Here is a 13,136-nt window from a genome sequence, read left to right on the forward strand (position 1 = left end):
ATGAAATTAAGATTTTAATTTTTTACTTGATTTAGAGTAGCTTTCATATTTTATAATACTAAAAAAAGGAGATAAAATGCAAGAATTAGAAAAAGCAGGAATTCATGGAAGTTTTAAAGGCGATAGTAAATTTTTTAGCAAAAATGTAAAAGTTTCTATGATGTTTAAACCAAATGAGTGGAGAAATTTTAGTGGGGCTTTGGTTGAATTTGAAGCCAGTGCTAGAAGTGCATGGCATACTCATCCTCAAGGACAAACCTTAATCGTAACAGAGGGCGAAATCATCACAAAAGTTCCAGGGCAAAAATCCTTTATAGCTAAAAAAGGCGATGTGATAAGCTGTCCTATAGGAGTAAAGCATTTTCATGGTGCAACTAATACAAGTAGTGGAGCACACATAGCACTTACAGGCGAGAAAGAGGGTAAAAATGTAGAATGGCTTGAGCTTGTAAGCGATGAAGAATATGAACATGCCTTAAAAGAAGCAAGAGAGTAAAGAAATTTGTAAATAAAACACAAAAATTTTTATAAAAACTTTTATGTTTTTGAAGTATTTTAAATGCTCTTTTTTCACAAATTTTAAAAACTACAAAGGATAAAACCATGCAATTAAGACAAAAAGCAAGAGAAATTTTTAAAAAACTCTTAGGAGGAGCAAAAAAGGATCAACTTTTTGCAAGTGATAAAGAGTATTTTATCAATCACATAAATTTTACTTTTGGCGAGAGTTTTGTAAAAGCAAATCTTAATACACAAAAATATTTTTTAATCACCCTTGCTTCTACTTTAGCAGTAGGTGGAAAAATAGAGTTTAAAACTTTACTTCAAGGTGCAATCAAGAACGATATAAGTCCCATTGTCATTAAAGAAGTGATTTATCAAGCTACGCCTTATGTGGGTTTTGCTAGAGTATGTGATTTTTTAAGCCTTTGTAATAAAGTATTTAAAAAACTAAATATCGCCTTAGTTTTAACCCCACAAGGCACTACTACGCAAGAAAATCGCAAAATAAAAGGCAGGGAAATACAAAATACTATTTTTGGTGAAGCTAATATCACTAAAATGATAGAATCTACCCCAGAAGATAAAGCTTTTATAAATGATTTTTTGAGTGCGAATTGTTTTGGAGATTATTATACACGCACAGGACTTGATCTAAAAACTAGGGAGCTTTTAACCCTTGTATATCTTATCTCGCTTGGTGGGCTAGATAATCAAGTAAAAGCCCATATACAAGGTAATCTTAACATGGGACAAAGTAGAAAAGATTTGCTAAATGTCATTGCAGCTCTTATTCCATATATCGGTTATCCAAAGGCTTTAAATGCCCTAAATTTGCTTGATGATATAAAAGTAGAATGCAAGCAATAAATATTTATTGTAAATTGAGCTTAGAAGTTATTTGTAAATTAGTTTTTATCAAAAAACTTGCAATCATTTTAGTATGCTTTTAAGCTCACTTAGATATTCTTGTTGTGTTTTTAAATTTTCTTCTAAAGAATTTAAAATCTCTTCACTAGTTCTTAGGATTTTTTCTTCTTTTACATTTGGATTTTTAGCACTTAAATCATAATTTCTTTCTTCAAGCTCTTTTTTGCTAAGCAGCCAAGAATTAGCAGTGATTTTTCTTTCTTTGTAGCATTTTAGAAATTCTTTAAAATGTGCGTATTCTAAAGGCTTGTTTTTAGTAAGCTTGTAAGGTGGTATAAGCTCGTAGTAATACACCTTATCATCATTTGCTTTTAAAATACTATTTAAGCCTTTTGAGAAAAATAATACATTTGTTTTTACCGCACTATAAGGCAAAAACACTCCACTAGGCAGGCTTAAAATACATTCAAGATTATAATTTTGCACTAAATCAGCCTTTACGCTCACAAAGGCATTTGAATTTTGAAAAAGCACACCTTCAGGCACGACAACCGCACATCTAGCATTGTTTTTTAGTGATTTTAAAATGTGTTGCAAAAACAAAAGCTCCGTAGCATTTGAAGCAACTGTAAAATTGTTTTGAATTTGCTCTTTTTCTTTACCGCCAAATGGTGGATTTGCAAGTATCACTTCATATTTATCATTTTCTGTAATATCTGTGATTTTCTTACTTAGCGTATTTGTTTTTATTATATTTGGAGATTTTACCCCGTGTAAAATCATATTCATCACGCCCATTGCATAGCTTAGCGGAGTTTTTTCCTTGCCAAATAAAGCATCATTGTGTAAAAACTCTAGCTCTTCTACACTCAAACTAGCCTTTGTTTTTCTACTCTCATCTTTATATAAAATATGTAAAAAACTCTCAACCAAAAAGCCACAACTCCCACAAGATGGGTCGTAAATCCTTTCTTTTGCTCTAGGATTTATCACTTCCACCATAGCCTTTATCAAAGGGCGTGGCGTGTAAAACTCTCCGCTATTTCCACCATCACTACCCATATCTTTAAGCAGTTTTTCATAAACTTCGCCCAAAGCAAACACATCACTTTCTTTACTAAAACTAAGCTCATCAATGATATTTATCACTTCTCTTAAAGTATGCCCATTTGCAATGCGATTATCTATAAACTCAAAAATTCCACCAATTTTATACTCAATGCTTTTAAAATCTTCATTGTTTTTAAAGTTTTTAAGATAGACAAAAAGCTCTTTATTTACAAAATTAAGCAAATCTTGCCCACTTAAAGCCTTGTTAAAATCAATCTTTCCTTCGCTTGTTTTTGGTGCTGCCCATACCTTCCAGCTAAATTTTTCTTCTAAAATGCTTTTATATTCTTGATTGTTTAAAATTGCTTCAAGCTTTAATTCTTCTTCATAATCATCTAAAAATTTTAAAAAAAGTATCCAGCTAATTTGTTCTGTATAGTGCATAGCACCACTTATACCATCATCTCTTCTTAAAATATCTGTGATTTTATCTATTTTATTTTGCATTTTTTTCCCTTAAAGCCTTTAAAATAATTTTATCAAAGTCTAGTTTTATTTTTATATATTTTTGTTTTTAAACTGCAATATGTTAAAAAATCAAAAATTTTTTAACATTATAATTCTCCCTTAAAAGCTTTATCAAGCAAGGATTGCTTAAGCTCTTCATAATCTTTTAACTCTTTAGTGTAAAGCTCTTTTAAAGCCTTTGTCTTTTCAAAGACAAAATCTAAATGCTTTGCGATTTGCTCTTGCTCTTTGAGTGGGGGTAGGGGGATTTGAATTTTCTTTAATTTATCTATATTTATTCCACTTTGCCCTATCCATTGGTGGCATATTTTTTCAAAATATTTATTTTTCAACAATAAGACAAAATAAAATACAACTAATTTAGAGTTATATTGATTTTTTAATTTTATTTTTGTCAAGTGATTACTAAAAGCATAATTATAATTTTGTGTAACTAATGCAGTTTTGCCAACTAGTTCTGTGCTATTAGTATTGTTAAATAAAATATCATTTTTCTCAATAAATGATTGCTTTTCTTTGATAAATTCTCTTTTAATTTTTATTAAAGTATCAAAATTTAAATTCCCATCTGTTGAAATATTATGTGTCCTTAAATGCACATATCCACTTGGAATTTCATTATTTTTACTAGCAGCGAAGCCATTTTGGATTAAATTTGATATCTCCCCTAAGCTTTTCCATTCCCAAGATTGTGGGAGTTGATAATTTTCTTTAGTATTATCATTAAGTGGATTAAAAGCCTTTTGTAAAGCACTTTGCATAAGTTCATCAATATTTGCTAAATTTTCTTTTGCTTTTTTGATATTTTCATCAATCTTGCTAAAAGCAAAATCCAAAATCCCCACTATCCTTTCTTGCTCTTTTAGTGGTGATAATGGGATTTGTAAATTTTCTAAATCAGCAAATCTTAAATTATTTATATTAGAACCTTTAGAAATATTCAAAATATAATTTTTATAAAAACTACTTTTTAAATAAAAAGCTAAAAATTTATGAGAAATATTTAAATTATTAATTCTAAATAATCCACAAAAAACTCCGAAGGTAAAGTCATTTAAATCATTTAAAAGTATATTTTTTCCAACAATATGCTTACTTCCGCTACTCATCGCAAATAATATATCATTGTTTTGAATAATCTTATCAACCGCTAATTCTTTGGGGATTATTTGCAAATCATCTAAAATTAATTCATTTTGAATATTATTTGCTCTCAATAAATACACGGACTTTTCATCTTTTATGGATAATAATTGCTCTTTTTTATAAGAAACTCCTCTTATAAAAAAGCCTATACTTCCAAGCGTTTTAACTTCCCAACCCTGCGGTAAATTTGTCATTTTATTGTCCTAAACCTTCATAAAAATAATTTAATATATAATCTTCAAAATTATCGTAAAGATTTTTTTCTTTTAATATGTTGATTATATCATCAGCTGTGCATTCTTTAAATTTGTTTAACGCTTGCTCTATTGTTAAATCCTTATTTTCAAAATCAATAAATCCACATTGGTGAAATTTTTTAGAAATGATTCTAGGTAACCCAAATTCTTCAAGAGTATATACCACTGATGGTAAAAAAGCATTTGAAAGTTTTGTAACAAAACTTGAAATATCTATACCCTTTTCAGGATAGAGTATTTGCATAATTTGATTCAAATCATTAAAAAAACTAGCGATATCAAAACTGATTGCTTTTTCAATGTCAAAATACTGACTAATATTAATTTTATATCTCTCTTGTTTACTTGTATTATTAATAGTTTGTTTTACGCCATCATAATTGTGTTTGCCATAATCAATTATTTTAAAATAAGCATTTTTAGATTTCTCATTCAATACTTTGAAAACAATTTCTCGTATCTCTTTCTTTTTGATAAATCCCCACTCATCTGGAACATCACTATTTAAATATTCAATACTTTTTTCAAAAAGTTCGGCATTTTCAACAATTGTTAAAATATTGTTCAAATCCATTAAAATAGAATAATTTTTCATTTTTGACATAATTTGATGAAATTTGTTTTTATCATTAAGTACGTTTTTTAAGTTCTCTTCCATTTTTGTTTTTGTATTAAAAGTTTCCAAGTCATTTCTATATAAAAATTCTTCTTGAGGAATTATTTCCATAGTTTCTTGCTCATTTTTTAATGTTTCTTTGTTGCTTTCTAATAAATACACATTACCAACAAAATATTTAAACATTCTCCCGCATCTACCTATAATATTTTTATATTGCATACTTGTTAATTTATCTTTATCCCTCGCAACAGAATCATTCCATATAACTATATTTTTTGTTGCAGTATTTACACCTTCTATTAAAGAAGTGGTGGTCACCATAATATTCATGTGTTCATTTTCTGAAAATAGTTTAACCTGAAGTTGTTGGATAAATCTATGCATAGCGGCATTGTGTTGCCCTATCCCATTTGCCAAACATTCAGCAAAATCCCAATCTTGCCAATAATGTTTTTTTAACCAATTTGAAAAACTTTTTAATTGATTATCTGTTGCATTAATATAGTTTTTTATATTTTTACAAACCTTTTTTGATTCTGATTTGCTTTTTATATAAATCATTGTTTTTTGATTTTTATTTTCATTTAATATGTTTTTTAACATATATTCTTTCTTTTCTTTTTTGTGGCTTAAATCATGTGTTTTTAATGCTACAGTATTAAAATCAATTAGGACTTTTTCTATATTTTTTAAAAATTGATATTTCGATGATTTTTCATTAAATTGTTTGATATTTGGACACAGATAGTATGATTGTTTGGAATAAGAACTTACTTGCTTTATTGTATTTTGTAAAATATCTGACCTTATATCCCCTACAATTTTATAAAACTCATCTACGATAAATAAATCAATTCTATTGGCTTTTATAAAGTCTAAATATTCCAAAACTCTTTCTTGGGTTAATATAAATATATTATTTTCTTTTGGGGTAGCACCCGATGTTGTAATTATGTTGTAATCAGGTGTAAATTTCCTTACAAGTCTTCTTCTAGCTTCATCTAACAAAGAAATAGTAGGGACAATGATTAATACATTTTTTGGCTTTTTCATAGCTATTAGAGCATCGATAATAAAGCTTTTACCAAAACTTGTTGGAGCAGAAAGAATAAGACTTTCATTGCTTAAAAGTCTTTTTAAAACTCTTGATTGTTCTCTATGTAAAACTTTTGGTTCATCCTCTCCGATATTTGCTTTAAAACATTCTAGTAAGAATTTGTCTTCTAAAATTGAAGTATCTTGATTCATATAGGGATATAACCCAAATTGTCTGATAAGATGATTTAATATAGGCGGATATAAAGCCTTATCTTGAATTTCATCAAGTAAATAAAAAAGCTTTTCTTTAGCTTCTGTTTCTTTGTTATCATTTAGATTTTCATGTATCCTTACACATTCATCAAAAATTTTTTCACTGGTCATTTGGCTACCTCTAGTTTTTTGACGAAATCGCATTTGATTTTTTCTTTATCTGGCACAGGAAATAAAATGATATGAAATTTTATTTTTTCTATATTATGCACATTGTTTAGCTCATTGGTAATTTTTGTAATAGCTTGTTTTGCTTTCTCTTGATGAAAATTTACTATTTTTTGTTTATATTCTTCTGATAACTCGCTATATCTTTTAGTTGTCTTGCATTGATAGATGATTGATATTGAAATATGCAAGATATTCTTTAGTTCATCTATGGAAGTATCTTGTTTTAAAACTCTTTTTATTTTATCTATACTTTCTTTAGAGATTTTATCTTTGATAAAAGATTCGACATCATTTATATCCATAATAATAGACTTTTCTTTATTTAGCTTGTCTTTTACTAAAAGATTTTTAATGGATTTTATAGCTTCATTAATTGCATCGGTTATATCTGTATAAAATTTAGATTCTCCTAGCCATAAATGACATTCTTGATTTTCTATAGTTAAATGAACACTATCTGCACCCTTTGCATAATCATTGGTATTTTGTTTATAAAAAATCTTAGGCACAATAGGCAAGGCATTATAGTATTTTTTCATAATACCATAAAGAAAAATTTCTCCTATCTCTCCTTCTTTTTTATTTAGATTTGCAACAGATCGTTGTATTATGGAATAATACTCTTCTTTTGAAGCTAAAGCTTCTCTTTCTGTTTTCGATAAGGCAGTTTCAGCCAATGTGTTCATTATATATTGATTAAATTTCTCAAATCTCCACTCACCTTCCTCAAAGTCGTTAATTAATGACAATAAAAATCTACTACACGAGTCATCCATTACAGAATCAAGGCAAATCTCAAAAGTAACATTATCTTTATTTTTCACATAAGTGTTTATTGTTGTTATATTTTCTATCTCTTTGCCCTGCATAAATCTCCCTTTGTAAATCATAAAAATTTTATATTAATTATCCCGCGTAAAGCTCTCTTTGTAAAGTAGCAAAACTTTGCATAAGTTCATTTATTCCGCCAAATTCAATACTAAGTTCTTTTATATTTCCTAAAGAACTTAATTCAATTAATGGTTTTAAACCTTTTTCAAATTCTTCAATGCCTACATTTTCGTATTTATCTAATAAAAAGTTCATAAGTTTTAAGGCTTTTTCATTGTGAAAGGATTTTAAAAAAGAACTATTTTTTACGATTTGCACACGCTCTTTTCTTGTTTTTAGCTCAACATTAAAGCTTAAATGCGCTAAAACATCATACAAATCGCAATCCTTTTCAAACATCAATGCCAAATCCTGCAAACTATCCTTTGAAATTCCATCATTTTCTAGCTTTTTTAAAAACTCTTTTCTAGTATTTAAATCACTCCAAATCTCACGCAATTTTGCTTCATTTTGATAATATTTTGCTAATTTTCCAAAAAGAAATTCCAAAAACTCTTTAGCGTCTAAAGGTTTATCGTTTTCTCCGATATAACTTGTTTTTATATCATAAATCGCAAGTTTTGTACCTTTAATATGCACAGTAATTTTTTCTTTTTTCTTTATTTTGCTTTCATTTTCATTTTTGTTATTTTCTTTTTTACTTTCTTCTTCTTTTTGCTCTTTGTTATCTTCGTTATCTTCTAGTATTCTTTGTCCGTCCCATTTTGGGTCATAAAAAAGCTTTGTCGCTCCTACAAAATCTATAATAGTAAAAAAGTCTTTACCTTCATACACCCTAGTTCCACGCCCGATAATTTGCTTAAACTCTATCATAGAGCCAATATTTGCTAAAAGCACGATATTTCTTACATTTCTTGCATCAACGCCTGTTGTTAGCATTTTTGAACTAGTTAAAATTACTGGAAAGGCTTTATCGTTATCTTGAAAACTTTTTAAGTAGTTTAGCCCGATTATTCCTTCATCGCTTGTAACACGCACACAATAATCATTATGCTTTATGCTTTTATGCTTGTCAATAGCCCTTTTTATCTCACTCGCATGAGCTTGATTAACACAAAAAATAATCGTTTTATCCATAGGATTTATAAGCTTTAAAAGTTCTTTTGCAATAAATTCATTGTATTGTGGAATGCTTATATTTCTTTCAAATTCTTTTATATCAAAATGCCCTTTTTCAAGCTTTCCTTCAATGATGTCATTAGGATTATAAGTATAACCACCGCTTAAACTTGTAGTGACTAATTTTACTTTATAAGGGGTTAAAAAACCATCTTCAATCCCATCTTTAAGACTGTATTCATAAACACTTTCGCCAAAATATTTATAAGTATCTACATTATCTTTTTGCTTAGGCGTTGCAGTAAGTCCTAAATGCGTAGCACAAGAAAAATGCTCTAAAACTTCCTTCCAACTACCTTCTTCATTTGCCCCACCTCTATGGCATTCATCAATAATCACAAGGTCAAAAAAGTCTTTTGGAAAAAGCAAATAAAATTTATTTTCTTCATCGTTTATATCACTTTCAGCACTTAAACTTTGATAAATCCCAAAATACACATTTGCAGATGGAAGAGTGAGTGATTTTTTAAGCTCTTTTGTATCAATCTTTTTACAATCTTGCTCAATATAATTAAACTCGCCTAAAGCTTGGTCTCTTAAGCTTACTCTATCGCTTAAAAATAAAATTCTTGGTTTTTTATCTTTATTATTTTTATTCCATCTAGCTTCAAGCAAACGATAACACAAAGCAAAAGCAATCGTAGTTTTTCCTGTGCCAGTAGCAAGAGTTAGCAAAATTCTATCTTTTTGCTCAATCAAAGCCTTTATCACTCTTTCAACGGCTATTTTTTGATAATATCTTAATTCTTTTTGCGGGATAAATAAGTCTTTTTGTGTAAGAAGCTTGTATTGGCATTCTTTTAAATTCCCAAAAACACGCTCAAATAAAACTTGCGGACTAGCAAAATTATCTAAATACTCGCCCCTTGCATTTTGCATATCGTATTCATAAATCTTTTCTCCATTTGTGCAATACACAAAACGCACATCTAAATTTTTTGCATATTCTTGTGCTTGAGAAAGTCCATCAAGCGGGTCTTTGCTTAATTTCTTTGCTTCAATGATAGCTAGGTGTTTGTTTTGAAATTTAAGTAAATAATCAACAAATTTTCTTTGCCCTCTTTTGCCGCCTATGAGTTTTTTTCCTGCGTTAAAATAGTATTCTCTTATTATGTTTTCTTCATTCCATAAAGCTAATTTTAATTTCTCATCTATAATTTTAACCCTTGTATCCTGCTCTGAAAAATTCATTCTTAACCCTAAATTAATTTTAAAACAATAATAACATATTTTAATTTGAATAACGGTTACTTTATAATTTTATAATTATAAAAAACCAAAAAAGGAGCGAAAATGCAATACAAAATTTTAGAAAACAATCGCATTGCAAGTAAAGGCTATGCAATGCTTAGCAAGGATGCGAAATTCACAGCCTTTGAATTTAGCCGCCACGCTATTGGCGATAATGATATTTTGATTAAAATCCTATATGCAGGTATTTGTCATAGCGATATTCACACCGCAAGAAGCGAGTGGGGAGAAGCTACTTATCCTTGCGTACCTGGGCATGAGATAGCAGGAGAAGTTATCGCTGTGGGTAAGAATGTAAGTAAATTTAAAGTAGGAGATTACGCAGGGGTTGGTTGTATGGTAAATTCATGCGGTGAATGCGATACTTGCAAACGCTCACAAGAGCAATTTTGCGAAAATGGCAAAACCATCTTTACTTACAATAGTTGCGATGTATTTCACGGCAATGAAAACACTTATGGAGGCTATTCAAACAACATAGTTGTAAGTGAAAAATTTGCCATTTGTGTGCCAAAAAATGCACCTATGCATAAGGTTGCGCCTTTGCTTTGTGCAGGAATTACTACCTACTCGCCTTTAAAATTTTCTAAAATAAAAGAAGGCTCAAGCGTTGCTATAGCAGGATTTGGCGGACTTGGTATGATGGCTGTAAAATACGCTATTAAAATGGGTGCAAAGGTTAGCGTTTTTGCTAGAAATGAAAACAAAAAAGCCGACGCTTTAGCAATGGGTGTAAGCTCATTTTACACAAGCTGCGATAAAAACGCCGTAAAAGAACGCTTTGATTTAATCATCTCAACCATTCCAACGCCTTATAATCCTGCTATTTATTTGGATTTGCTTAAATTTGGTGGCGAAATGGCTATAGTTGGCTTACCGCCTGTGGAAGATAAGGTAAATATAGGCATAAACGAGCTTGTACATAAGGCAGGTAAGAAGATTTATGGCTCGCTAATTGGCGGTATTGCTGAAACTCAAGAAATGCTTGATTTTTCTTTAAAACACGAAATTTATCCAGAAACCGAGCTTATTACCCCGCAAGAAATTGATAAAGCTTATGAAAATCTAACCTCAGGAAAGGCTAAATTTCGCTATGTTATTGATATGACAAAGGAATAAAATTATTAATGTATAAAGAAATAAGCTTAAATGATTATGAAAAAGATAAATTAAAACACTATACAAATGCGGCTTTAAGTAGGTTTGAAGTAAGCCAGAGTTTTAAAATAAATAAAATGAAAAATTCTCATTTTATTTATTCTTTAAGCAAGGCTGTAAATGATACGCAAGAGTTAAAAAGAGCCGTATTTAACAACAAAACAATACAATTTCATAAACTTAATCCCGCTTATGTTTTGCTTAAAAACAATGAAATTTGCAATACTTTTACGGAATTTGATTATGATTTAGATATTTTTTTAAACAATTATCAAAAAGATTATGAATTGTTTTTAAAAAAAGATTTATCTTTTTATATAAAACAGGCTAAGCAAAATTGCTTTTACATATCAAGTTTTAAATCTTATTTTAATTCTTTTTCTTTGCACTTAAAAAATGGCTATGAATTTTATACTCCTATTTTTACAACTTATAAAAAAGATAATGAATTAATAATTTACGCTAATTTTCATCACGCTTTTTTTGATTTATTTAAGGCGAAAATATTCTTTGAAAAATTAGAATCCGAACTCATAAAAATATTTTAATACCTATCAAAAATCACATCGCTAACGCTAAATCCCCTTTGCTTAGCGATGTTTAAAAGCTCTTTTATACTTTTTTCATCTATTATATTTCTTGCTAAAATCCAAAGGTATTTTTTATCAGGGCTACCCACAATGGCAACTTTATACTCGCTATCAATAAAAATGATTTCATAATTTACTTTATTAAAAAGGTTCATAAAGATATTAAATCTTACTGCTAATTGTCTATTTGAAACGATTTTTGCCTTACCTTTTATGCTTGAAATTTCATTTTCTTTACTGCAAAAATTTTCAATTTCTACATAAGCAACACCATTTTTATATTTAAGCTCGTATTTTGCCTTTGAATTTAGGCAAGATTTTTGAAAAAAAGCAGGTTTTCTAGCCATTTCAAGCCATTCTCCCATATAATTTTGTAAAGAAAGTTCTCCAATTAATTCAAGCATTTTTATCTCCTTTTTTTTCTTCACCCCAATCACACATAGCTTGTAAAATAGGTATTAAACTTTGTCCTCGTTTGGATAAGCTGTATTCTACCTTTGGCGGAATTTGAGCATATTCTTTTCTAATAATTAAACCATCATTTTCTAGCTCTCTTAAAGCATTGGTTAAAGTTTTAAAAGATATGGAATTTAAAAAGCGTTTGAGTTCGTTATAACGCACGATTTCATAGCGAAATAAGCAGTATAAAATGCTCATTTTATATTTTCCACTAATTAATGATAAAGTGTAATTAAATCCACATTCTTCTAAATTACACTGAGAATTTTCCTTAGTCATTTAACACTCCTTTAGTATAGTATCTTACTTTATTTTTCGTATTGATATTATATATCATATTAATTAAACTAATAGTTTAAAATTAATAAAAAGGATAAAAATGAAAAATATACTCTTGCTTAATGGCGCTAAAGAATTTGGAAATTCTAAAGCAAAACTCAACTTAACCTTGCACGAATGCGCCTTACATACCTTAAAAGATTTAAATTTAAATGTAGAGCAAACACACATAGATAAAGCTTATGATATAAGCGAAGAAATAAATAAATTTTTAAAAGCTGATGCTGTGATTTATCAAATGCCAGCTTGGTGGATGGGCGAGCCTTGGATAGTTAAAAAATACATTGATGAAGTATTTACCGCAGGACATGGAAAATTTTATGCAAACGACGGCAGAAGTTATGAAAATCCAACAAAAAATTATGGAAAAGGTGGGCTTTTGCAAGGTAAAAAATATATGTTTTCTCTTACTTGGAATGCACCTATTGAGGCCTTTAATGATAAAAATGAATTTTTTGAAGGAAAGGGTGTGGATATGGTGTATTGGCATTTGCATAAGGCTCATGAATTTATAGGTATGAAAGCTTTGCCAACTTTTATATGTAATGATGTGGTAAAAAATCCACAAATAAAAAACTATCTTCAAGCCTATACCAATCATTTAAGAAAATTTTTTGCATAAAAGCCCAAAAATGGGCTTTTTTTCAATGCAAAGCTTCGTTAAGCTTAATTGTTTTTTTATTTAAAGCTACTATCATAGCACCACTTATAGAATCTTCAATAAAATGTAGTCCATTTAAACCTTTAAGCTCTAAGCCTTTGTAAATTTCTTTATCAAAAGAAAAATATTAGCTATTTAACACTCCTTTAGTATAGTATCTTACTTTATTTTTCGTATTGACATTATTTATCATATTAAATAAACTAAGAGCTTAC

General features: G+C 28.9%; 11 protein-coding genes and 2 pseudogenes. 5 read left to right on the forward strand and 8 right to left on the reverse strand.

Annotated elements, in window-relative coordinates; all coding sequences use genetic code 11:
• Window positions 1-76 precede the first annotated feature (76 nt).
• Complete coding sequence (locus CCANL266_RS05735) at window positions 77-496, forward strand: cupin domain-containing protein (protein ID WP_172232672.1); 420 nt, start codon at window positions 77-79, stop codon at window positions 494-496.
• A gap of 107 nt (window positions 497-603) precedes the next feature.
• On the forward strand, window positions 604-1,371 hold the full coding sequence (locus tag CCANL266_RS05740; RefSeq protein WP_172232675.1) for a carboxymuconolactone decarboxylase family protein: 768 nt from the start codon (window positions 604-606) through the stop codon (window positions 1,369-1,371).
• 63 nt (window positions 1,372-1,434) lie between these two features.
• On the opposite strand, the gene CCANL266_RS05745 is transcribed toward CCANL266_RS05740, so the two are convergent.
• The 5 genes from CCANL266_RS05745 to hsdR form a co-directional block, all read right to left on the reverse strand.
• Window positions 1,435-2,928, reverse strand: a complete 1,494-nt coding sequence (locus tag CCANL266_RS05745; protein ID WP_172232678.1) for a type I restriction-modification system subunit M — start codon at window positions 2,926-2,928, stop codon at window positions 1,435-1,437.
• Between the two features lie 107 nt (window positions 2,929-3,035).
• A complete protein-coding gene (locus CCANL266_RS05750; protein ID WP_172232681.1) occupies window positions 3,036-4,289 on the reverse strand; it encodes a restriction endonuclease subunit S in 1,254 nt (417 codons plus the stop codon).
• Between the two features lies 1 nt (window position 4,290).
• Window positions 4,291-6,426: a DEAD/DEAH box helicase gene (locus CCANL266_RS05755; RefSeq protein ID WP_224316169.1), complete on the reverse strand. Its 2,136-nt coding sequence runs from the start codon at window positions 6,424-6,426 to the stop codon at window positions 4,291-4,293.
• Window positions 6,390-7,322, reverse strand: coding sequence for a HamA C-terminal domain-containing protein (locus CCANL266_RS05760; RefSeq protein ID WP_172232684.1), 933 nt, complete (start codon window positions 7,320-7,322; stop codon window positions 6,390-6,392). The genes CCANL266_RS05755 and CCANL266_RS05760 overlap by 37 nt, the downstream gene beginning before the upstream one ends.
• A 37-nt stretch (window positions 7,323-7,359) precedes the next feature.
• A complete protein-coding gene (gene hsdR, locus CCANL266_RS05765; protein WP_172232687.1) occupies window positions 7,360-9,654 on the reverse strand; it encodes an EcoAI/FtnUII family type I restriction enzme subunit R in 2,295 nt (764 codons plus the stop codon).
• A gap of 102 nt (window positions 9,655-9,756) precedes the next feature.
• On the opposite strand from hsdR, the gene CCANL266_RS05770 reads away from it, so the two are divergent.
• Window positions 9,757-10,833, forward strand: coding sequence for an NAD(P)-dependent alcohol dehydrogenase (locus CCANL266_RS05770; protein WP_172232690.1), 1,077 nt, complete (start codon window positions 9,757-9,759; stop codon window positions 10,831-10,833).
• Between the two features lie 8 nt (window positions 10,834-10,841).
• Window positions 10,842-11,420, forward strand: a complete 579-nt coding sequence (locus tag CCANL266_RS05775; protein WP_044306287.1) for a CatA-like O-acetyltransferase — start codon at window positions 10,842-10,844, stop codon at window positions 11,418-11,420.
• Here CCANL266_RS05775 and CCANL266_RS05780 read toward each other — a convergent pair.
• Both CCANL266_RS05780 and rrpA read right to left on the reverse strand, forming a co-directional pair.
• The gene (locus tag CCANL266_RS05780) at window positions 11,417-11,866 is read right to left on the reverse strand and encodes a lipocalin family protein (protein WP_172232693.1); all 450 of its coding nucleotides are present in this window, start codon (window positions 11,864-11,866) and stop codon (window positions 11,417-11,419) included. The genes CCANL266_RS05775 and CCANL266_RS05780 overlap by 4 nt on opposite strands.
• Window positions 11,854-12,200, reverse strand: a pseudogene (gene rrpA, locus CCANL266_RS05785) (MarR family transcription factor RrpA). Before rrpA ends, CCANL266_RS05780 begins: the two are co-directional and overlap by 13 nt.
• Window positions 12,201-12,300: 100 nt before the next feature.
• On the opposite strand from rrpA, the gene CCANL266_RS05790 reads away from it, so the two are divergent.
• The gene (locus tag CCANL266_RS05790; protein WP_172232699.1) at window positions 12,301-12,882 is read left to right on the forward strand and encodes an NAD(P)H-dependent oxidoreductase; all 582 of its coding nucleotides are present in this window, start codon (window positions 12,301-12,303) and stop codon (window positions 12,880-12,882) included.
• A 22-nt stretch (window positions 12,883-12,904) separates the two neighbouring features.
• Here the strand turns inward: CCANL266_RS05790 and CCANL266_RS05795 are convergent.
• Window positions 12,905-13,048: pseudogene (locus CCANL266_RS05795) on the reverse strand (2,3,4,5-tetrahydropyridine-2,6-carboxylate N-succinyltransferase); the annotation flags it as partial.
• Window positions 13,049-13,136: the final 88 nt, after the last annotated feature.

This window comes from Campylobacter canadensis (assembly GCF_013177655.1).
Taxonomy (GTDB): Bacteria; Campylobacterota; Campylobacteria; order Campylobacterales; family Campylobacteraceae; genus Campylobacter_E; species Campylobacter_E canadensis.

Coding starts and splice junctions, on each gene's coding strand:
- CCANL266_RS05740 (WP_172232675.1), top strand. CDS start 604: ATGCAATTAAGACAAAAAGCAAGAGAAATTTTTAAAAAACTCTTAGGA.
- CCANL266_RS05780 (WP_172232693.1), bottom strand. CDS start 11,866: ATGCTTGAATTAATTGGAGAACTTTCTTTACAAAATTATATGGGAGAA.
- CCANL266_RS05760 (WP_172232684.1), bottom strand. CDS start 7,322: ATGCAGGGCAAAGAGATAGAAAATATAACAACAATAAACACTTATGTG.
- CCANL266_RS05745 (WP_172232678.1), bottom strand. CDS start 2,928: ATGCAAAATAAAATAGATAAAATCACAGATATTTTAAGAAGAGATGAT.
- CCANL266_RS05750 (WP_172232681.1), bottom strand. CDS start 4,289: ATGACAAATTTACCGCAGGGTTGGGAAGTTAAAACGCTTGGAAGTATA.
- CCANL266_RS05790 (WP_172232699.1), top strand. CDS start 12,301: ATGAAAAATATACTCTTGCTTAATGGCGCTAAAGAATTTGGAAATTCT.
- CCANL266_RS05755 (WP_224316169.1), bottom strand. CDS start 6,426: ATGCGATTTCGTCAAAAAACTAGAGGTAGCCAAATGACCAGTGAAAAA.
- hsdR (WP_172232687.1), bottom strand. CDS start 9,654: ATGAATTTTTCAGAGCAGGATACAAGGGTTAAAATTATAGATGAGAAA.
- CCANL266_RS05735 (WP_172232672.1), top strand. CDS start 77: ATGCAAGAATTAGAAAAAGCAGGAATTCATGGAAGTTTTAAAGGCGAT.
- CCANL266_RS05775 (WP_044306287.1), top strand. CDS start 10,842: ATGTATAAAGAAATAAGCTTAAATGATTATGAAAAAGATAAATTAAAA.
- CCANL266_RS05770 (WP_172232690.1), top strand. CDS start 9,757: ATGCAATACAAAATTTTAGAAAACAATCGCATTGCAAGTAAAGGCTAT.